This is a genomic window from Marinobacter sp. DY40_1A1 (assembly GCF_016597815.1).
Taxonomy (GTDB): domain Bacteria; phylum Pseudomonadota; class Gammaproteobacteria; order Pseudomonadales; family Oleiphilaceae; genus Marinobacter; species Marinobacter xiaoshiensis.
On sequence record NZ_VCHA01000001.1, the window covers coordinates 282,326 to 301,498 of the forward strand.

Genomic DNA, 19,173 nt, shown 5'->3' on the forward strand with positions numbered 1-19,173 from the left:
TTGTTTTTGTTTGGAAGATCCGGGGCCTGGAGTAGCTCAAGGCCCCGTGAAAATATGTCTATGATTATTCAGCGCCGGCTAGCTGTTCGCTCTGTGCTTGAGCTGCGCCTGCGCGTTTCCGGAAGCGTTCCTCTGCCAGAGTGTTGGCAACTGTTCCGGTTGGAATACCGCTGCTATCAGAGCGTTTGAATATCTCTGAAAGAGTTCGGCCGATGCCTTCAACATGTGCGCGCACTTCTTCTGAGGTGCCCCCGGTGCGCTCATAAAACACATCGATAATGCCGCCCGCATTGATCACGAAATCCGGTGCGTAGAGGATGTTTCGGTCTTTCACAGCCTGGTCGTGATCCGGGCGCTGCAGCAGATTGTTGGCGGCTCCTGCAATCACCGTTGCTTTCAGGCGGGGGATACTGTCGTCGTTCAACACAGCACCCATGGCGCAGGGCGCGATTACATCGACCGGCAGGAATAGAATGTCCTCGGCGCTTGCAGCATGGGCACCGAGTTCACCTACGGCACGCTGCATGTTTTCTTGGTGAATGTCATACACCCAAAGCTCTGCACCGGCCTCTTTCAAATGTTGAGCCAGGCGGAAACCCACGTTGCCCACACCTTGAATGGCAACCTTCAAGCCTGCCAGGTCCTCACGGCCGAGCTTATGTTTTACCGCAGCCTTCAGGCCAACAAATACCCCATAGGCTGTAGTTGGAGAAGGGTCACCGTTGCTGGGCTGGCCATCAAATCCCATGTGCTCAACAATGCCGGCAACATGTTTGGTATGCCGTGCCATGACCTTGAGATCGGGCACGCTGGTGCCAGAATCTTCGGCGGCAATGTATTGGCCACCAAGCCCTTCCAGATGTTTGCCCATGGCTTCCAGTAAGGCTTCACTTTTTTGCTTGCGCGGGTCGCCAATAATGACGGATTTGCCGCCGCCGAGATCAAGATTGGCAAGCGCAGACTTGTAAGTCATGCCCCGCGAAAGGCGCAGCACATCACGCAGTGCTTCTTCATCACTGGCATAGGGAAACATCCTGCAACCGCCAAGAGCTGGGCCGCGGGAGGTGTTGTGTATGGCAACAATGGCTTTGAGCCCGGTTTCGGGATCGCAGAAAAAAGACAGATGTTCGTGGTTATCAAATTCGGGATGGCTGAATACAGTCATTGGATCACCTCTCTTCCTTGGCCCGAGTGGGCGTTATGCTGCGGAAATAAAAGGCGATTATCTTAACAGGTAGGAACAAATGTGCACTGCACAAGACGTCTCGAAGACGTGCTGATATTAGCATGTTGAAATCCTCTCCACCTGGCCGGATCTCGGCGGCAGTGGCAGTGTTGTTTTTGTCGTCCAGCTTGTGGCCGGCGTTTTGATTTCAGTTGCTCGAAATTCCCATTGGGGATAGCCCTTGTGGGGTCGAGCTAGATGTAACCTAATCGGTGTAAACGAGGAGGTCAATTGTAAAAATAGCATTGCGTGCAGATATTGGCATTTGGGTATTAGTTGCATTTGTAAAACTTGTTGGCAGATCAATAACTCACGTCTGCGGAAACTACTGATACGCGTGAGAAGGAAATTTCCTTAGCTTGCTTAGATGAAAACAGAGCAATATTCCTACCAGTTCCAACCCGCGAAGGTTCGCTCCGAACTTATTCGGATGTTCCCTATTTCGCTGTTTGTGGTGGCATTCGGTGCGGCATTTGGCCTTGCTGCAGTGCAAAAGGGATTGGGCCCCATCGAATCATTGCTGATGAGCACTATGGTTTTCGCCGGTGCCTCGCAGTTCGCTGCGATCGATATGTGGGGTGCTGAAGTTTCCGTTATTCCCGTCATGATCGTAGTGTTCGCCATCAACTCCCGCCATTTGTTGATGGGCGCCTCGCTCTACCCCATGTTGAAAGATGTATCCCCGGCAAAGCGCTATGGGATTTTGCTGCTCCTCACCGATGCCAACTGGGCTGTATCTGCTCAGGAATACCAAAGCGGCAGGCGTAACCTTGAGGTGATTCTTGGAGGCGGCCTTGTGCTTTGGCTCGCCTGGATTGTTGGCACTTGGCTAGGTGTTTATTTTGGAGGGCTTTTGCAGGATCCGAAAAGCCTGGGTATGGACATGGTGTTGGGCTGTTTTCTGTTGGCAATGGCGCTGGGAGGTAAAAAGAACCCCCGCGTGCTGGTGGCCTGGACGCTGGCAGCCGTTGCTTCACTTGTAGCTTGGAAATGGCTGCCGGCCAACACCCATGTGGTCGCTGGTGCTCTCGCTGGTGGTGTCGTAGGGTACTTTTGGCTTGAAAAAAAGCCGGGAGATGAGCCTGATGGGGAGGAGCCAGCATGACCATCGAAACTACCACAGGCGGTGTTCTTGTACTGATCCTGATGATGACGGTGGTTACCCTGGCAACCCGCTTCGGGGGCGTGTTTATCATGTCCTTTGTGCGGATAAGCCCCCGTATTGAAAGCTTCATCAATACCATGGCCAGTTCGGTACTCATCGCCATTATTGTTCCCATGGCGTTTGGTGGTGATGCGGGCGCAATTGCGGCGCTGTCGGTTACTGCCATTACCGTGCTTCTTCTCAAAAAGCCGCTGCCAGCAATTGCTGCGGGTATTCTTGCGGCAGCTATAGTGCGGTATATGTTTTAGGTTTTAATAAGGTAGCCTGCAAAATAGTAGTTTGCGCAAAAATTACTCAAGTTCAGTTTGTCTCAGCCGATAGGCGGTTAGATAAACAAAGAACTCAGAGGTAAACCGGCGCCATGATCGTATCCAGTCAAATTTCCTTTCTTCAGGGAAACTCCCGTCAGGAAACGGCGTTCAGCCAGAGCCAGCTACGGATTAACCAGCAACCCCTATCCAGCAATTCTGCAGAAGGGCAGGGAGGGGGCAGGCAGCTCAACATCACGCGCGATGCGGCTTACCGCTACAACAGCCAGGAGCGTCTCGGGTTTACGAGTTCCAGCGCCGTTACCGGTGGTGATCGTAATGCGGTTTACTCCAGTGCCGAATTGGTGGAGAAAACCACAGACTTATTCCTCCGTGGTCAGCAGGCCATCAGTGTTGGCCGTGCTGCCCTGAGTGGTGATTCTGCGGCACAGACAAGCGGCAGCGTGACTGTTGAGGCGAACCGCTACATGTTCTATTCGCAAAGTGAAACCCGGTCGTTTGCTTCTAGCGGAAGCATTTCGCTGGAGAACGGCGAAACTATCGATTTCACGCTGTCACTCCGCCAGTCGCAATCCCGAACCTATGAATATTCTGAAAGCTTGCGGATCGAAGAGCGGCCAATGACTGACCCGCTGGTGATCAATTTCGGCAGTACCACCGCACAGCTCACCGATACTTTGTTCGAGTTCGATATGGAAGGAAACGGGAAAACTGCGCAGTTCGCTACCCTCGGCAGTGGCAGTGGTTATCTTGTGTTCGACCGGAATGGTAACGGCGAAGTGGATGATGGTACGGAGTTGTTTGGACCACAAAGTGGTTCCGGCTTCAGCGAACTTGCCAAGTTTGATGACGACGGCAACCAGTGGATTGATGCCAACGACGAAGTGTTTTCGTCTCTGTCTGTATGGGTACAAGCCGCCGATGGCTCCCAGGCCTTGAAGTCTCTTGCGGAAGTGGGCGTGCAAGCGTTGTACGTGGGCAGTGCGGAAGACAGTTTTACCCTTACGAACCGGCAGGGGATTCCCTTGGGGCAGATACAGGCTTCAGGCATTTACCTGACAACGGATGGGGAAGTGCGCACACTCGAAGAACTTACCCTGGCTGAGCAGAATACTGCAGAGATACCTTCTGCAGTTCAGCGCATTAACAGTAGCGGCGACGCTGTAGCAGGTGGCGAAGGGGTTGGCGAAATTGGCGGGCTCGCGGGTGCCCGGATTGAAGCCATTCGTGGCGCTCTGGAAAAGCTCAATGAGATCCGGGAAAAGCAAAGAAGCTTTATCGAAGAGACCAGGAATTTAGGGAAATCCGACTCACCTCTGGACGAGTACATGAGCATCATTGATCGGCTGCGCATGGAGTTGCTGAACAGCCAGAATGAGAAGCAGCAGGCGGCAAGCCGGTACCTGGAGTTTGCCAAGCCCTGATCTGGCGTGGGTGTTACTTCTTGCGTTTGTGGTTGAACGTGTTGGGATTGCTTGGTAGCTGGATTTTCGGATTAACCTGTTTAAGAGCGTTGTATAAGTTTTTTCGGGAAAAGGGGTAGTTCATGCACAGTTGGTGGACCTCCCCGTTTTCCATGCGCACGTTTATGTTGGTCATATAACCTGATCCGATATTCAGCTTGTGCTCGATAGCTACAATATCTCGAGGACTGATTCTGAAACACCACTCCCTGAAAGCAGGGTGGTGGCTATAGAACTCCTTTTCCGTTACGTAGATTTCGAATTTGTCCCTTCTTTTCAGCAGCCAGGCCAGAATTACGGCCAACACGATTGCCACAGCAACAGCTCCTTTCTCAACCACATCGTATATTTTTTCGAAGTCTGGCTGGTCTCTGAAGAAGTGTTGAAACAGATAAAGAATGACGGGTATCGCCAGTATATTGAGCGCAACGCTTATGGCTTGTCGGGTTTGGCTTTTTTTGTAGTGAAATAGCATGGGCGAGTCTCGTTGTTACCGTTTAAAAGCAGTTTTCCTGACTGGAACGAACATTAACCTTCAAGTCAAAAGTTATGGGCCACTAATTCACGGAGATTTTCCGTTATCGATGAGTGTCACATGCAAATGGCTGTCAATCAGTCAACAAGCCTTCCCAGGTTACTTCGCCAGTAATGACATCGACAAAAGCCTGTGCGCTGAACCCCGCCGGATAAAGGGTTCGCGGCTCTGGTTCGGTTTCCGTATCCAGTGGCTGGAGGTAATGCTTCTGGTCTTTCAGTGCGAACTCCAGGACTTCACGGGATACGATCCGGAAATTATCTATCGACTCACCATCGCATTCGATCGAGGTATCAACGATCCAGGAATGAAGCGTAAGCTCACGATCAGTTGAAGGCAATTTCAGTGCCTCTTTTAGTGATGCATCAGGATGCCGCAGCAGTATCGTCTCCAGTGCATGTCGCTTGCGCCTCAGCTGTCTGGCGGCCTTACGTAGGGTGTTGGTCCGATGCATCCATACTTCATGTTTTGAAGAGCGGATGAATCCGGACTTTACTTCGAGCAACAGGATCACGCCGTCAAGGTGGCAAATCAGATCTATTTCACCTGCATCATCACCGTTTCTAACGGGTGGCTGGTATCCCACCACCACGCTAAAACCTTGGCTGCGTAGTGCCTCTGCCAAACGATTTTCAACACGTGCAGTTTCGTTGCGCAGTTCCGGCCTGCGGACACCAACCCGGCGCAGTGTGTTGATGGCGGCAACCAGATTGTTTTGCTGACCTACAACCCAGGGAAACTGAAAGCTGTAACGACCTATTTTGTGAAACGGCTGTTCATGTAGCTTCGGAGCGGGGGCATGGGGGTTACTTTTCATCTGAGCCGAAAGTTGGCGTAGATCTACAGTCCAGAACGCGAGAATCGCTTTAGCCGCCGCTGGGCTACCTTTTGGAAGCGCACGACTAACTGTCCAGCTACGTATCCGCCTGATTTTCTCAGGGAGTTCTGACCAGGTCATGGGGAAACGGTTTTCACCTGCGAGCATCCCTTCAAAAGCCAGAGCCCCTAGTGCGGAAATAGTAGAATCTGTGTGACTGCGAAAGCGGCGGTAAGGTTCTAAAAACGATGCTGAAAAAAAGGCGGAAGATAATTCACTGGCCAGCAAAACCTGGTGCAAGTCCACCTCAGCTCCATCTTCAAGCGCTATCTTGTCGCTAAAACCAAAGACAGTCTGCATGATAAGCCTTCCGCGAATAGCCTTGATCCAGGCCAGTTGGTTGGCTTCATGGTTTTCAGGATTGCCAATGGCTGATCCAGCCATTCCACTGGCGACAAACTCATCAACAGCCCTGCGTAACCAGTAATGCCATAGCAGCAGTGTTTTTTCTTCTGTTTGTTGCCAACGACAAGCGTTATCAGGATAGGCTCTGAATGTCACAGGATGACCAGGCTTCCATTGATACTGCACTTCGTTATCGAAACTGAAGGCGTCAACAGTGGCCTCATAATCGAGCCGTTCTTTCATTGCTGAGACAAGGACAGCTACGGATTCCAGATTAGTAATGCATTTCTCTTTTGATGCAGCCCCAGGAAAAAGCAAAGGAGAGAGGTGGTGTTTGAGGGACTTGCCAAGCGTTTTCTCCGTCAACTGAAAGTCGCGCTCACTGCAGTGCAGCAATTTGAGATGAATAATGCGCTCGTAAACAGCCCACTCCTGCTGTGTATCGTGGTCACCTTTATCCAGTGATGAGTAAGCCAGAATGCTGAGATAGGAAAGCAAATCGAGCAGGGAGAGAGGCTTCAAGCGCTTTTCAGCTTCCTCTATCAGTTGGTCGAAAGGTTCGAACTGCTTCAGCAATAGGTCGCACACGCTGAAGAAGTCGCTCCAGTCAGGCCCAGATGTGGAACTCTTCAAGTGATTTAGAACCTTGGAGTCAGTCCGGGTGAACAGCTTTGAGTGCCGGATTGCCCAGCGCAATATTTCAGGATTGCTTTGTGCAAGGTGGTCAAGCAGAGAGTTGTCGATCTCATCCAGCACCCACAGTACTTGAGACAGCCCAACACTTGGGAGTTTTGCGTCTTTCAATACTGAGGGGTGCCACCAGAAATCCAAGCATAAAAGCGCTGCAGCCCGCTCGCGCCTGGAATATTTGCCTGCGGGCTTACCATCCAGGAAGTCATGTAAGCATTCATCTGCAGATGCTGCGTTACCCAGTGTTGCCGCGTAGAACGACCATCGTGCTTCATAATAAGGCGTGCAAGGGGAGGCATCCATCATGCGTGGGGCGAATCCGTAATCTGCTTTGGGCACAGGTTGGGCCAGTGAGTTTTTTGAACTGTACCATCGTTTTGCCTCTCGTCGCAGTAGATCCCTTCCCCCCTCCCCACCCCCCCCCTCGCGTCCAGGCTTGCTGAGTAGCCCACCTGCTGCACGGCATTTAGAAAGACCCAGCGAGAAAGTCAGTGACTCAACGTCGCCGTTGTTGGCACCTGAGTCACTGCGGCGTATCACTCAGACGAGGGTTGTCAGATGTGTATCGCTTTAATGTGGAATAGCAGCAGCTGAATTGTTGATCTGGCAATCATTTTTCTGAACGGGCGATAGTTTCAGATTGTGGCATTTAGCGTTTCCCGCTATTGTCACGCCTGAATTATTAACAAATGTTTACGCTGCGGAGCCTGCCCGGACATGCTTGATTACATTGCACTCGGCATCCTGATTTTTGCCGCCATTACCGTTTTTTACGGCATCATCGTAATTCACGATATCCCCTATGACATAGCTGAAAAGCGACGCCACCCCCACGCCGATGCCATTCATGTAGCCGGGTGGATCAGCTTGTTAACACTGCATATTATTTGGCCCTTTTTGTGGATATGGGCAACTCTCTACAGAGAGGACAGGGGCTGGGGCTTTAACAAGCATGCGGGGGTAGTGCAGCCCGAACCGGAAACCGATAAAGACAGCACAACGGATGCATCCATTGCCGAGATCAAAGCTCAAATGTCCAAATTGAGCGTTCAAGTTGCGCAGTTACAGCAAACTGTTAACCAGTTGGCGGGAGATGAAGGCTAATGGATCTTTTATTAATTCTTACCTATACCGCGCTGTGCATTGCCATTTTCAAGATATTCAAAATCCCGTTGAATAAGTGGACGGTGCCTACTGCGGTTCTGGGTGGTGTTGTTTTGATTGGCGGGCTGATATTCAGCATGAATTACAACCACCCGTTTTCTGAAACAAGCCGCGACTACTTTGTCACTACGCCAATCGTACCAACGGTTAGTGGCCGGGTAATCGAAGTCAAAGTTCAGGGTGGGGTGAAGGTAAACAAAGACGACGTGCTTTTCGTGATCGATCCGGAGCCCTTTCAGTTCAAGGTTGATTCGATACGCGCACAATTGAAATCTGCAAGGATTGATCAGAAACGTGCGTTGGAGTTGGTGAAGCGTGGCGCCGGCAGTCAGCGGGCAGCTGATCTGGCCACTGCGCAAGCAGATACACTGCAAGCCCAGCTCGCCGAGGCAGAGTTTAATCTAAGCGAGACCGTTGTGCGGGCACCAACTGACGGCTACGTAGCGCAGTTGGCCCTGAGGCCCGGAATGATGGCAGTCTCTCTGCCATTGCGGCCTGTAATGGTATTTGTGCATGCTGAAGATCTGTACTTTGTTGGCTGGTATCGCCAGAACAGCTTGTTGCGCCTGCAGGCGGGCAATGAGGCAGAAGTGGCCCTGAACGGTCTGCCCGGTCAGGTGTTTACGGGGAGAGTGAAAAGCGTTTTGCCCGCACTGGCAGAGGGCCAGATTCAGGCAAGCGGTAACTTGATCAACCCGCTGGCGGCTATTTTTCCGGGGCGCATACCCGTATTGATTGAAATTACAGATCCGGATTTTCAGCAATATGTGGGCACTGTGCCAGGTGGCGCCTTTGGGCAAAGCGCGGTTTATACCGATCATTTTCACCATGTGGCAATCATGCGGAAAATATTGTTGCGAATGTCGTCCTGGGTTAACTACTTGTTCCCCTTCCATTAGACTTCTGTTGGCTAACCCGTGTCGCTTGAAATGATGTTCTATCAGGCGGCATTGGCGCCTTCAATATCGGGTTTCAGTTTTTCATATAGTGCTGAATCTCCTTGAATACACGGTCCATAAACTGTTGATCGAGGGGTAACAGGTGCCCGCTTTCAGGCAGTATGCTCAGTGAGGCATCGGGTATTTGCTGAGCCATGTGCTGCGCGAACTCCACAGGGACAAAGGTATCTTTCCCTCCCTGGTAGATGTGCACCGGCACCTGAATGTTTGTCAGGCTGAAAGGCCAGGCAGCCCACTGCACTTCGAGATCCTGAATCACACCTTTCACGCCCTGTACCAGCGCTTCCTGCTGGTTGCGGACAAAGAGTTCAGAGCGCGTCTTGTCATTAAGTAAGGCCTGATCTGCAGGGGCCATCTCGGCTTCTGCCACAGCCATATAAACGCCAGGTAAAGTCAGGTCCGCCCAACGGGCTACTTTGAGTGCCTGTTTGAACAATACGGGATGCTCTTCTGACAGCTTAGGGCCATGCAATCCGTATTCGCTCATTGCCTGTCGGGCTTTATTGTACTCGCCGAAGTTGGTATACCCGGATATCGAGATAGCAAATCGAACACGCCGGGGTAAATAGTAGGCGGTCGCCAACACAGGCGGGCCGCCGCTGGACCAGCCCATTAAGCCAAACCCATCCAGCCCCTTTTCATCTGCAAGTTTTTCGATATCCGCAGCAAAGTCCAGCAGGCCATAATCCGGGACAAAGCTGGATGCCCCGATTCCAGGTCGGTCCATAACAATCAAGCGGATCCCGTAATCTTTGGCTTTGGCATCCAAAAACAGCAATTCCAGGCGTGAGCCCGGGTTTCCGTGGGCATAAAATACGGGAAAGCCCTGCGGGTCTCCGCGCTCAAGCCATGCAACACGGCGCGTGTTCCAGATTGAAAACCGGGGGGCTCCGTCATCGGGCTGTTGCACTTCCATGACCACCCGATCAGCCTTTGTGGATGCGCAACCGGGTAGCACTACCCACAACGGCATTGAAACCAATAGAAACAGTATCCGGGACACACTGATTACCTCGTATAGACCAGCCTTTATTGTAGTTGTTGCGGAGTCGTTCTGCTTTCTGCTTTCTGCTTCGCAGGTATTTGTTACTGACAACCGCTGTCGTATTGCCGGTACGGTAGCGCCGTTTTAGCCTCCTCGAAATACCCCATAACCTGCTCTGCTTCCTCTCGGGTAAATGCATCAATGGCGTCACGAAAGCCCGGATGTGCGATTCCGTGCCATGAGTGGGTGATCACTGGCTCGAACCCCCGTACCAGTTTGTGCTCCCCTTGCGCACCTGCATCAAAGGTTTTCAGGCCCAGCTTGATGGCCAGTTCAATGCCCTGGTAATAACAGGTCTCAAAATGCAGATGGTTGTATTCCTCCAGGCAGCCCCAGTAACGGCCGTAGAGCGTATCCTGGCCGGTTAGAAACAAGGCACCCGCAATCATCTCTCGGTCTTTTATCGCCATGATCACATGCAGGTGCTCAGGCATGGTTTCACGCATCTGCTCAAAGAACTGCCGGGTAAGGTAAGGCTGCTGCCCACGTTTCAGGTAGGTGGCCTGATAGAAAACATAAAAGGCAGCAAGAACCTGGTCAGATATGTCCTGGCTATGAAATCTTGCGAAGGTGATGCTCTGCTCGGCCACCTGGCGGCGTTCCTTACGGATGGATTTACGTTTTCGGGAGGTGAGTTTGCCCAGAAAGTCGTCAAAGCATGCATAGCCGTTGTTGTGCCAATGGAACTGGCAGCCTATGCGGTGCAGCTGAGTTTCGTGCTGGAGTAGTTGCTGGTCTTGTGCGTTCGGAAACAACAGGTGCCAGGAGTGAGCGCCAAGTTTGGCTATGAGTGTGTCAAGAAGGTCGTGAATACCTTGGGCATAGAGAGCACTGCGCAGATGTGGGTCAAGGAGTAACCGTGGCCCTTGGGACGGTGTAAATGGAACAGCGATCAGGAGTTTCGGATAATAGCTCATGCCGTAGCGTCGGTACGCATCGGCCCAGGCCCAGTCAAACACGTACTCGCCCATGGAGTGGGTTTTCAGGTATGCGGGCGCGACTCCGGCAATGTCACCATTCATCCGGAATACGAGATGGCAAGGCTTCCAGCCAGTTTTTTCGCTGGTGCACTGGGAGGCTTCCAGTGCCTCAAAAAACTCATACCGGAGGAACGGGTTATTGGTGCCTGCCAGCCGCGCCCAGGTTTCTCTGGGGATGTCGGACAGGGCGTGACTGGCCTCAAGTGTTATAGAAGAAACTGCAGGTTCTGACATGGTTGGGGCGTACTCCTTGATCGCTCCCGATACCTTACGCCAAAACCCGGCTTGTGATCACTTCTTAGGGTTATCGCAGCGCTTTTTCATCTTGTCCTGCATTTTCTTCATGCGTTTTTCGTTCTTCTGGCGATTTTCCTCATGAATTTCGTTCCAGATTACGCGCTGCTCGTCGGTTAGCTTCAGGCGTTCAGCCATGGCTTCGCGCCGCTCGGCCATCTCAGCCAGCCGTTCTGCATGGTTGAAGCGCCCTTTGCCTTCGCGCATGTTTTCGCACATTTCAGTCATGTCCCGCTGATTACCGCGTTGGCCATCACCGTAGTTTCCGGATGAGTTGCTCGCCATCAAAGCCGGGCTGGCGGCAAAAAGAGCGGAGGCCAGAATGCTGGCGGCGATGATAGATGATTTACGTTTGCTCATGATGATTCCTCACATGGTTGGCCGCGTTGCGGCAGAAGGTTGATTCATTAACCGCTATGGTACGGCATGGCTTGGTAAACGAGCGTCAATGCTATGTAAAGGTTCTGCAAAGGAACCTGAGCCTGAGACGGCAGGCCTCGGGGGGCGTGTTAGACTTCGGCTAATATATCTTGTCCTGATTGAATTGGCTGAACCGGGTAGAGAAGAGCGATGCAGAACAGAGTGCTGTTGGTAGAAGATGACGACGAACTTCGTGAGCTGCTTGCCCGCTATTTGAGCGGTCAGGGGTTCACTGTGCGTGAGGCCGCCAATGGTAAGGACGGCTTGACGCTGGCGCTTGGGCAGCACTGCGATATTGTTGTGCTGGATATTATGCTACCGGATATCAGTGGGCTGGAGGTGCTGCGAGAGCTGCGCTCTCAAACGCACCTGCCAGTGGTGTTGCTGACGGCCCGCGGTGATGAGACAGACCGGATTGTCGGGTTTGAGGTGGGTGCCGATGATTACATTCCCAAACCCTGTAACCCCCGTGAGCTTGTGGCCCGGCTTCATGCCATTCTGCGCCGGGTTGCCTGGGATCAGAAGGCCGGCGTTAAGGCAGAACAGAATTATGGTGATTTGCGCCTTGAATCGGATCACCGACGCATTTACCAGAACGATGAGCCCCTTGATCTAACGGCCACCGAGTACGAAATTCTGCAGGTGTTGCTGGCTCATGCTGGCAGTGTAGTGCGCAAGACAGACCTTATGCAGTGGGCGCTGGGGCGTCGCCTCGAAGCTTTCGACCGGACACTGGATATGCACATCAGCAATCTACGCAAGAAACTGGGCAGTGATGATCCTCCCCGGATAGAGACGGTGCGTGGTCTCGGCTACAGCTATCGGGTGGTCGAATGAAACGTCGGCTTATGGTGCCTTTGTTCTGGCGGATCTTTTTGCTGATCTGGCTGGCCATGGCTGTAACAGTGGTTGTGAGCAACCTGGCTTCTCGCGTGTTGCTGGATCGTGAGAGGGCAGCCATTGAGCGGCAACTTGAGTTGCGGGACCTTGGGCTTGAGGTGTCTGCCATACAGGAAGCCCGCGGGCGCCGGGAAGCCCACCGGTTTCTGCGCGCACAGGGCGATGAGCTTGGCCTGCACCTTATGATGATCAGCGCGGGCGACGACAACCGTTTGCCCTCGGCCATTCGCTCACGCATGGAATCAGGTTGGTATCGACAGAAACCCGCAATCGTAGACGTTGGCAACGGGGACAGGCTGATTGCCTGGCCGAAAATGCATGAAGAGGGGTGGCTGGAGCCGCGGGTTTTCCGGTTTTTGGAAATGGGCCTCGCGTTCATTCTGATTACCCTCGCTTGCTGGTTAATTGCCCGTTTTGTGTCGCGGCCAATGCGGCATATGGAATCTACAGCTCAGGCCATTGCCGGTGGCAACACTGAATTAAGGGTGGATGAACACATCGCAGCCCGGCGGGACGAAGTGGGCCAGTTGGCGACGGCGTTTAATGCCATGACGGATCAGCTTTGCACCCTGCTGGATCGGCAGAAGCATCTTTTAAGGGATATTTCCCATGACTTGCGAACGCCACTGGCGCGCCAGCGGATAGCTATTGAGTTGGCAAGCGAAGGCGGTGTCGAGGAAGAGCTGATGGCCAGTATCCTGCGCCAAAACGAGCGCCTGGATACTATGACCGGTCAAATACTGACGCTGTACCGGGTTACAGAACAGGGGGGTAGCATCGCGCGGGAGCCGTTGCGTCCGGTGGACCTTCTGAATCAGGTTTTGCGGGATTCGGCCGATTATGCCGAGCATCATCGCGTGGCGTGCAAGCTGGATTCAATGCCAGAAAGCACCGGGGTGACTGTGCTGGGTGATGCCGGTCTGTTACAGCGGGCATTTGACAACATTCTGCAGAACGCTCTGGATTACACCCCTCCGGGCAAGAATGTTCATGTGGCTTTGGGCTTGTCGGCAGGCTGGATAAGCCTGACGATTGAGGATGAGGGGCCGGGTGTTGCAGAAGACATTCTCGAGCACCTGTTTGAGCCGTTTTTTCGCGCGGACAAATCCAGGGGAGGCCAGGGATGGGGGTTGGGGCTGGCAATTGCCAAAGACATAATTCTTGCCCATGACGGCGAAATTACCGCACATAATAGTGAGCGTGGCGGTTTGCAGGTTGTTGCTCGCTTGCCCGTATTTGCGGCGGATTAATCAAAACACAGGCAGCTCCATGAAAAAAGATTATCCCGTTCCTGCTGGCTACCTAGAGCGCGAAACGGAAATCAAAAAAAGCCGCTTTATTGCCCGGATTGCGCCTGTGGCTTCCCGGGATGAAGTGAAGACCTGGCTGGAGAAAGCGCACCAGGATCACCCCGATGCCCGTCACATCTGCTGGGCTTATCAGATAGGCCGTCCGGGTTCTGCAGCAGAAGCCGCCATGAATGATGACGGCGAGCCTTCCGGTACCGCAGGCAAGCCGATCCTGAGCGTGATACAGCACAAGGATATGGGTGACGTGCTGGTTATGGTGATACGGTATTTTGGTGGCATAAAACTCGGCGCAGGAGGCCTTGTTAGGGCCTATGCGGGAGCCGCTGAGAGTGTGCTCTCCGAAGTGGGCAGGGTCTTTCACAAGCCGGTCAGGCCGGTTAACGTTGTCATGGGCTTTGCGGATGAACAGCCGCTTCGGCACTGGTGTGATGTCAATTCTGTGGAACTGGGCGCGGTTACCTATGGTGCATCTGTGACCGCGCGGGTCCTTGTTCCGGAAGATCAGGCTGATGCCTTCAGCGCCTTTTGTGATGCGCATAAACTGGATTACAGTTTCGAAACATGAATCGGCAAAAAATGCATCGGACAAGTGTCTTGCGCGTATACTGACACCAGGATTCCAAGAAACTAGGGGGTAAACAATGGCTCGTATTCTGGTGGCAGCACTGGTGACACTGTTAATAACCGGGTGTGCCAGTAATGTGGTGACTGATTACAACTCAGCCGCGGTATTTGGCAATTATTCAACCTGGGCTTTCATGCCCGATACCGGTAAAACGTCATTTATTTCACTCGATGGAAGCCGTGTGCAGAATGCAGTTGAGCGAGAGTTGAATATTAAATCCATGCGCAAGGTGGCGGAGCCGGAAGCAGATCTTCTGGTTAGCTGGCGGATTGTGGAAGAGGACCGCCTTGAGCAATCTGGCGTGGGTGTGGGTTTAGGCTTTGGTACTGGTAACTTTGGCTGGGGAATTTCGTCACCACCACCGGTGCGTGAAGTAAAAGAAGGCAAGCTGGTGGTTGAATTGGTAGATACAAGTTCGAAGGAGGTTGTCTGGCGTGCATCCAGCCGTCGTTACCTCAATGAACAGCAGTCCCCTGAAAAGCGCGGAAAACTCATTGATGAAGTGGTTGCCGAGATGTTCACCAAGTATCCTCCTGATCTGGACTAAAATATACAGGGCGCCTATGGAGGCAAAAGCTTCAAGGGCCCGGGCATAGGGAGGACAAATGGCAAAGCAATCAACAGGCGGGCTGGTATTTTCAACCGAGCAGGGGCGGATGTGCCCTGAATGCCGTAACCCGGTTTCGGACTGTACTTGCCGTCAGGCTCAGCGCCCTGAAGGTGATGGCGTTGTAAGGGTGAGTCGTGAAACCAAAGGGCGCAAAGGCAAAGGTGTTACTCTGGTTACCGGTATCCCCATGGATGACAAAGACCTTAAAGCCTACGCAAAGGTGCTTAAAGCCAAGTGTGGCACTGGCGGCACCGTTAAAGACGGCGTAGTAGAGATTCAGGGTGATCATCGCGATTTGCTTGTGCCCCTTCTGGAACAGAAAGGCTGGGTTGTTAAACGTTCAGGTGGCTAACCGGAGAATGGCATGCACATAGTGGTTTTAGGCGCAGGTGTTGTTGGTATAACTACTGCCTGGTTTCTGCAGAAGCAGGGGCATCAGGTAACGGTGATAGACCGGCAGAGCCAGGCAGGGCTTGAAACCAGTTATGCAAACGGTGGGCAAATCTCCGTTTCCCACGCTGAGCCTTGGGCGAATCCCTCGGCGCCTTTAAAGGTACTGAGATGGCTGTTTAAAGCCGATGCGCCTCTCTTGTTTCGGCCAAGGATGGATCCAGCACAATGGCGCTGGGCGCTGTCTTTTCTGACTGAGTGCACTTCTGCAAAAGCGGCCCATAATATTCGCCAGATGGTGAATCTTGGTACCTACAGCCGGAGCCAGCTTCAGGCTTTGCGCCAGGAGCAGGGGCTTGAGTATGATCAGGTCACGAAAGGCATACTGCACTTTTATACCAATCAGGCGGAATTTGATGGGGCCCTCGAACCAACGCGTATCATGCGAGAACTGGGGTGTGATCGGCAGGTTATCGATGCAAAGAAAGCCGTAGAGATTGAACCGGGGCTCAAGCACATACAGGACCAAATAGCGGGCGCAACCTACACGCTGGAAGATGAATCTGGTGACGCGCGCAAGTTTACTCAAGGACTGGCCGAGCGATGCCGGGAAGTGGGCGTTGAATTCTGCTATCACACCGACATTCTTGGATTTGAACGAATGGGAGAGCGTATTCTCGGAGTTCATGTGCTGAAAGACGGTCACCACCAGACCATGAGGGCAGATGCCTATGTTCTGAGCTTGGGAAGTTTCAGTGCAGTGCTTGCTCGCCAGCTTGGGTTGAGCTTGAACATTTATCCCGCGAAAGGCTATTCCATAACTGTACCGGTGAAAAACGAAGAGGCTGCCTTCAGTGTGAGCCTCACTGATGACGAGTACAAGCTGGTATATTCACGCCTCGGTGACCGCATTCGCGTTGCGGGAACTGCCGAACTGAGCGGTTATACCCGCACCCTTAATTACACACGCTGCCGTGCAATTGTGCGAAGAACCGCAGAGATAATGCCCGAAGCCGGTTACTGGGATCAGGCTGAGTTCTGGACAGGTCTGCGGCCAGCAACACCCTCCAATGTGCCCTATGTGGGCAAAAGCCACTTCGCCAATTTGTATTTGAATACCGGCCACGGCACCTTGGGCTGGACTCATTCCTGTGGCTCGGCGGCCGCACTGGCAGATATTGTTGATGGCCGGAAGCCAGAAGTGGACTTCAGCTTTTCAGGGGTTTAGCGTTTCTTTCTGACGTATAGAACCTTGTTAACCCGGGCGACCAGTTCGCCCTTCTCATCAATAATATCTACATCCCACTGGGGGAGAAATTTGTCGCCACCTGAAGTGGCAGTGCGAATTTCCTCCAGGCGCTCGTCTGTCAGCTCAAAGTGCGCTGTTACCTTGCCTTTACCGGGGCGAATAAAATCGATGCAGGCTGATTTATCCCAAACTATGTAGTCTTTCCCCAGGTTGTTCATCAACAGCAACATATACATGGGATCGACCATGCTGTAGAGCGAACCACCAAAGTGCGTGCCCACGTAGTTGGTGTTGTACCAATGCAGATTCATCTCTACTGATGCTGTGCGGTAGTCATCCGCAATGTGAGTTACTTTGACCCCGGCGCCCGCATAGGGGCCGTATACGTTCATTATTTTACGCACGCCATTTGGGCTGGAAATCCAGTTGCGGAGCTTCGACATCATGATGCTAGAACTCTGTTTTAAGCGGTAAGTTGAGAACGAGTTAAGGCAGGGGATTATACGGAGAAAAACAAAAATGGCCCGCAGGAAAACCTGGCGGGCCATTTGGATCTTGAATCAGATTACTGCAGTTGATCGCGAATCAGTTTTTTGTTGATCTTGCCAACACTGGTTTTTGGTATGTCTTCAACAAAATCCATCTGCTCGGGTATTGCCCACTTGTTGATTTCACCGCTCTCAACATGTTTCTGCAGGTGACTCTGAATATCTTTCAGGGTTGCCTGTACACCTGGCTTCAAGGTGATGAGTGCGTAGGGCCGCTCCCCCCACTTCTCATCCGGAATGCCAACAACGGCAGCCCCAGCCACAGCCGGGTGTTGGCTGATGAGGCTTTCCAGATCGAGGGAAGACAACCATTCACCGCCTGTTTTAATCACATCCTTGATGCGATCCTTGATGGTGAGCGTGTTGTTCGGCTCCATGGAAGCAACGTCTCCCGTATGCAGCCAGCCGCCTTTCCACAGTTCTTCGCCTTTGACAGGCTCTTTAAAGTAGCTCTGGGTAAGCCAGGGAGCCCGGGCAACTATCTCACCTTGGGCGATGCCATCGTGGGCCACCGGGTTGCCCTTAGGGTCAACAATTTCCAGTTCCACCATGGGAACGGCAATACCTGTTTTAATCCGCTTGGCTGTTTGCTGCTCCAGTGGCAGTTCAAGGTCTTCTGGCTTCAGGTGGGTTGCGCTGAGAAGAGGGCAGGTTTCGGACATGCCATAGCCGGTGTACATGCGAATACCCAGCTTGGCCGCTGCATCGCACAAACCCTTGGTCATTGCGCTGCCACCAATCAATACCTGCCAGTTACTCAGGTCTGCTGTTTTGATGGATTCTGTGGCCATCAGCATTTGCATAATAGTTGGAACACAATGGGAGAAAGACACCTTGTGCTCTTTGATCAGATCAACCAACAGTTCTGGCTCATAGCGGCCAGGGTATACCTGCTTGATGCCCATCATGGTGGCAGCGTAAGGAACGCCCCAGGCGTGAACATGGAACATGGGGGTTACCGGCATATAAACAGACGAGGAGCGCATCAGTGGCGCTTCGTCGTAGGCGGCAAGCGTTCCGGTCATTGCCAGAGTATGGAGCACCAGTTGCCGGTGGCTAAAGAAAACACCCTTGGGGTTACCGGTAGTGCCAGAGGTGTAAAAGGTGGTTGCTACGCTGTTCTCATCGAAATCCGGGAAGTCGAACTCTGTGGCCGCGCTGGCTAACAGTGCTTCATATTCGCCAGCGGTGTCGAGTTTTGTGGATTTGGCCGTTTTTTCATCGCTAAGCTGGATGTAGGTCTTAACGGTCGTGATTTCGCTTTGTAACCCTTCCAGAATTGGCAGGAAGTCATCATGCACCAAAACCACATCGTCCTCTGCGTGGTTCATTGTGTAAACAATCTGATCGGGGGACAAACGCACGTTGATGGTGTGCAGGATGGCGCCGATCATGGGAATGGCAAAAAAACATTCAAGATAGCGAGGTGTGTCCCAGTCCATAACCGCTACGGTATCACCTGGTTTTACGCCCGCATCGGTGAGGACATTGGCCAAGCGATTAATGCGTTCGACAAGGTCTGTGTAGGTGTACTTGCTATGGTTGGCGTACACAATTTCCTGGTCAGGCGAGTACCTTGGTCCTGAAAGCAGTAACTGCTTAATCAGAAGCGGGTATTGATAGGCATTTTCAGCAGCAGGTAAAACTCGTGTCTTTGCCATATGTCGAATCCTTTTTCCCTGTTTTTAGTGTTGTCTGAGAAGTTGGGTCAATCTGACATAAATTATTAAAAATCGGAAGCTTACAAGGGTTTTCAAGCTCTGTGCTTATTGCTCCCAGGGTTTGCCCTCTGTGCCCTCCATTGTCTTAACGCCTATGTGCATCGCAGCTTTAGCCAGCATGTTGGCGCTAACCGGGGCCGTCATAAACAAAAACACAGTAATCAGAACTTCTGAAATGCCAATGCCCTCGCCAATGGCTGTGAAGTAGATAACCGAGCTGAGCATGATAGCGCCAACGCCCACCGTGGTGGCCTTGGTTGGTCCGTGTAGCCGGGTGTAAAAGTCTGGTAGCCGTGCCAGGCCAATTGCGCCGATCAGAGTGAAAACACCACCGAAAAGCAGCAAGGCCGAGATAGCATATTCTGCAAAAGGGCTCATAAATTATCTCC

At 52.5% G+C, this 19,173-nt stretch carries 20 protein-coding genes; 11 read left to right on the plus strand and 9 right to left on the minus strand.

Going from position 1 to position 19,173, the window contains the following annotated elements; genetic code table 11:
• Window positions 1–64: 64 nt before the first annotated feature.
• Complete coding sequence (locus FFI61_RS01365) at window positions 65–1,165, minus strand: Leu/Phe/Val dehydrogenase (protein WP_200202660.1); 1,101 nt, start codon at window positions 1,163–1,165, stop codon at window positions 65–67.
• Between the two features lie 427 nt (window positions 1,166–1,592).
• Here FFI61_RS01365 and FFI61_RS01370 point away from each other — a divergent pair, with 427 nt between their 5' ends.
• From FFI61_RS01370 to FFI61_RS01380, 3 genes are all read left to right on the plus strand, one after another.
• On the plus strand, window positions 1,593–2,330 hold the full coding sequence (locus FFI61_RS01370; protein ID WP_200202659.1) for an AzlC family ABC transporter permease: 738 nt from the start codon (window positions 1,593–1,595) through the stop codon (window positions 2,328–2,330).
• A complete protein-coding gene (locus FFI61_RS01375; RefSeq protein ID WP_200202658.1) occupies window positions 2,327–2,638 on the plus strand; it encodes an AzlD family protein in 312 nt (103 codons plus the stop codon). Before FFI61_RS01370 ends, FFI61_RS01375 begins: the two co-directional genes overlap by 4 nt.
• A 113-nt stretch (window positions 2,639–2,751) precedes the next feature.
• Window positions 2,752–4,083, plus strand: coding sequence for a hypothetical protein (locus FFI61_RS01380; protein ID WP_200369020.1), 1,332 nt, complete (start codon window positions 2,752–2,754; stop codon window positions 4,081–4,083).
• A gap of 13 nt (window positions 4,084–4,096) precedes the next feature.
• On the opposite strand, the gene FFI61_RS01385 is transcribed toward FFI61_RS01380, so the two are convergent.
• Together FFI61_RS01385 and FFI61_RS01390 are read right to left on the minus strand one after the other, a co-directional pair.
• On the minus strand, window positions 4,097–4,597 hold the full coding sequence (locus tag FFI61_RS01385; RefSeq protein ID WP_200369021.1) for a hypothetical protein: 501 nt from the start codon (window positions 4,595–4,597) through the stop codon (window positions 4,097–4,099).
• Window positions 4,598–4,730: 133 nt separating this feature from the next.
• Complete coding sequence (locus FFI61_RS01390) at window positions 4,731–6,908, minus strand: nuclease-related domain-containing protein (protein ID WP_200369022.1); 2,178 nt, start codon at window positions 6,906–6,908, stop codon at window positions 4,731–4,733.
• Between the two features lie 378 nt (window positions 6,909–7,286).
• On the opposite strand from FFI61_RS01390, the gene FFI61_RS01395 reads away from it, so the two are divergent.
• Together FFI61_RS01395 and FFI61_RS01400 are read left to right on the plus strand one after the other, a co-directional pair.
• Entirely contained in the window at window positions 7,287–7,673 is a 387-nt protein-coding gene (locus tag FFI61_RS01395; protein ID WP_200202654.1) for a DUF3302 domain-containing protein, read from the plus strand.
• The gene (locus FFI61_RS01400; protein ID WP_200202653.1) at window positions 7,673–8,632 is read left to right on the plus strand and encodes an HlyD family secretion protein; all 960 of its coding nucleotides are present in this window, start codon (window positions 7,673–7,675) and stop codon (window positions 8,630–8,632) included. Before FFI61_RS01395 ends, FFI61_RS01400 begins: the two co-directional genes overlap by 1 nt.
• 73 nt (window positions 8,633–8,705) lie before the next feature.
• On the opposite strand, the gene FFI61_RS01405 is transcribed toward FFI61_RS01400, so the two are convergent.
• The 3 genes from FFI61_RS01405 to FFI61_RS01415 all read right to left on the minus strand — a co-directional run bounded on the left by FFI61_RS01405 (window position 8,706) and on the right by FFI61_RS01415 (window position 11,371).
• Entirely contained in the window at window positions 8,706–9,695 is a 990-nt protein-coding gene (locus FFI61_RS01405; protein ID WP_200202652.1) for an alpha/beta fold hydrolase, read from the minus strand.
• Window positions 9,696–9,778: 83 nt separating this feature from the next.
• Window positions 9,779–10,951 carry a GNAT family N-acetyltransferase gene (locus tag FFI61_RS01410; RefSeq protein WP_200369023.1) on the minus strand — a complete coding sequence of 391 codons (1,173 nt, stop codon included), beginning with the start codon at window positions 10,949–10,951 and terminating at the stop codon, window positions 9,779–9,781.
• 57 nt (window positions 10,952–11,008) lie between these two features.
• Window positions 11,009–11,371, minus strand: a complete 363-nt coding sequence (locus FFI61_RS01415; protein WP_200202650.1) for a Spy/CpxP family protein refolding chaperone — start codon at window positions 11,369–11,371, stop codon at window positions 11,009–11,011.
• A gap of 210 nt (window positions 11,372–11,581) precedes the next feature.
• Here FFI61_RS01415 and FFI61_RS01420 point away from each other — a divergent pair, with 210 nt between their 5' ends.
• The 6 genes from FFI61_RS01420 to FFI61_RS01445 all read left to right on the plus strand — a co-directional run bounded on the left by FFI61_RS01420 (window position 11,582) and on the right by FFI61_RS01445 (window position 16,494).
• Window positions 11,582–12,268 carry a response regulator transcription factor gene (locus FFI61_RS01420; RefSeq protein WP_200369024.1) on the plus strand — a complete coding sequence of 229 codons (687 nt, stop codon included), beginning with the start codon at window positions 11,582–11,584 and terminating at the stop codon, window positions 12,266–12,268.
• Complete coding sequence (locus FFI61_RS01425) at window positions 12,265–13,581, plus strand: sensor histidine kinase (protein WP_200202648.1); 1,317 nt, start codon at window positions 12,265–12,267, stop codon at window positions 13,579–13,581. Before FFI61_RS01420 ends, FFI61_RS01425 begins: the two co-directional genes overlap by 4 nt.
• Window positions 13,582–13,600: 19 nt before the next feature.
• Window positions 13,601–14,206: a YigZ family protein gene (locus FFI61_RS01430; RefSeq protein ID WP_200202647.1), complete on the plus strand. Its 606-nt coding sequence runs from the start codon at window positions 13,601–13,603 to the stop codon at window positions 14,204–14,206.
• A gap of 76 nt (window positions 14,207–14,282) precedes the next feature.
• Window positions 14,283–14,813, plus strand: coding sequence for a DUF4136 domain-containing protein (locus FFI61_RS01435; RefSeq protein ID WP_200369025.1), 531 nt, complete (start codon window positions 14,283–14,285; stop codon window positions 14,811–14,813).
• A 58-nt stretch (window positions 14,814–14,871) separates the two neighbouring features.
• Window positions 14,872–15,228 (plus strand): translation initiation factor Sui1, encoded by a 357-nt coding sequence (locus tag FFI61_RS01440; protein ID WP_200202645.1) that lies wholly within the window; start codon window positions 14,872–14,874, stop codon window positions 15,226–15,228.
• Window positions 15,229–15,240: 12 nt separating this feature from the next.
• Window positions 15,241–16,494, plus strand: coding sequence for a D-amino acid dehydrogenase (locus FFI61_RS01445; protein ID WP_200369026.1), 1,254 nt, complete (start codon window positions 15,241–15,243; stop codon window positions 16,492–16,494).
• On the opposite strand, the gene FFI61_RS01450 is transcribed toward FFI61_RS01445, so the two are convergent.
• The 3 genes from FFI61_RS01450 to FFI61_RS01460 form a co-directional block, all read right to left on the minus strand.
• Window positions 16,491–16,961, minus strand: a complete 471-nt coding sequence (locus FFI61_RS01450) for a DUF4442 domain-containing protein (protein ID WP_200202643.1) — start codon at window positions 16,959–16,961, stop codon at window positions 16,491–16,493. The genes FFI61_RS01445 and FFI61_RS01450 overlap by 4 nt on opposite strands.
• 119 nt (window positions 16,962–17,080) lie before the next feature.
• Window positions 17,081–18,724: a fatty acid--CoA ligase gene (locus FFI61_RS01455; protein ID WP_200202642.1), complete on the minus strand. Its 1,644-nt coding sequence runs from the start codon at window positions 18,722–18,724 to the stop codon at window positions 17,081–17,083.
• Between the two features lie 105 nt (window positions 18,725–18,829).
• The gene (locus FFI61_RS01460; RefSeq protein ID WP_200202641.1) at window positions 18,830–19,162 is read right to left on the minus strand and encodes a Na+/H+ antiporter subunit G; all 333 of its coding nucleotides are present in this window, start codon (window positions 19,160–19,162) and stop codon (window positions 18,830–18,832) included.
• Window positions 19,163–19,173: the final 11 nt, after the last annotated feature.

Excerpts from the sequence above, each read along its gene's own strand:
- FFI61_RS01365 (WP_200202660.1), bottom strand. The coding sequence starts at position 1,165 with ATGACTGTATTCAGCCATCCCGAATTTGATAACCACGAACATCTGTCT.
- FFI61_RS01370 (WP_200202659.1), top strand. The coding sequence starts at position 1,593 with ATGAAAACAGAGCAATATTCCTACCAGTTCCAACCCGCGAAGGTTCGC.
- FFI61_RS01375 (WP_200202658.1), top strand. The coding sequence starts at position 2,327 with ATGACCATCGAAACTACCACAGGCGGTGTTCTTGTACTGATCCTGATG.
- FFI61_RS01380 (WP_200369020.1), top strand. The coding sequence starts at position 2,752 with ATGATCGTATCCAGTCAAATTTCCTTTCTTCAGGGAAACTCCCGTCAG.
- FFI61_RS01385 (WP_200369021.1), bottom strand. The coding sequence starts at position 4,597 with ATGCTATTTCACTACAAAAAAAGCCAAACCCGACAAGCCATAAGCGTT.
- FFI61_RS01395 (WP_200202654.1), top strand. The coding sequence starts at position 7,287 with ATGCTTGATTACATTGCACTCGGCATCCTGATTTTTGCCGCCATTACC.
- FFI61_RS01400 (WP_200202653.1), top strand. The coding sequence starts at position 7,673 with ATGGATCTTTTATTAATTCTTACCTATACCGCGCTGTGCATTGCCATT.
- FFI61_RS01410 (WP_200369023.1), bottom strand. The coding sequence starts at position 10,951 with ATGTCAGAACCTGCAGTTTCTTCTATAACACTTGAGGCCAGTCACGCC.
- FFI61_RS01415 (WP_200202650.1), bottom strand. The coding sequence starts at position 11,371 with ATGAGCAAACGTAAATCATCTATCATCGCCGCCAGCATTCTGGCCTCC.
- FFI61_RS01420 (WP_200369024.1), top strand. The coding sequence starts at position 11,582 with ATGCAGAACAGAGTGCTGTTGGTAGAAGATGACGACGAACTTCGTGAG.
- FFI61_RS01425 (WP_200202648.1), top strand. The coding sequence starts at position 12,265 with ATGAAACGTCGGCTTATGGTGCCTTTGTTCTGGCGGATCTTTTTGCTG.
- FFI61_RS01430 (WP_200202647.1), top strand. The coding sequence starts at position 13,601 with ATGAAAAAAGATTATCCCGTTCCTGCTGGCTACCTAGAGCGCGAAACG.
- FFI61_RS01435 (WP_200369025.1), top strand. The coding sequence starts at position 14,283 with ATGGCTCGTATTCTGGTGGCAGCACTGGTGACACTGTTAATAACCGGG.
- FFI61_RS01440 (WP_200202645.1), top strand. The coding sequence starts at position 14,872 with ATGGCAAAGCAATCAACAGGCGGGCTGGTATTTTCAACCGAGCAGGGG.
- FFI61_RS01445 (WP_200369026.1), top strand. The coding sequence starts at position 15,241 with ATGCACATAGTGGTTTTAGGCGCAGGTGTTGTTGGTATAACTACTGCC.
- FFI61_RS01450 (WP_200202643.1), bottom strand. The coding sequence starts at position 16,961 with ATGATGTCGAAGCTCCGCAACTGGATTTCCAGCCCAAATGGCGTGCGT.
- FFI61_RS01455 (WP_200202642.1), bottom strand. The coding sequence starts at position 18,724 with ATGGCAAAGACACGAGTTTTACCTGCTGCTGAAAATGCCTATCAATAC.
- FFI61_RS01460 (WP_200202641.1), bottom strand. The coding sequence starts at position 19,162 with ATGAGCCCTTTTGCAGAATATGCTATCTCGGCCTTGCTGCTTTTCGGT.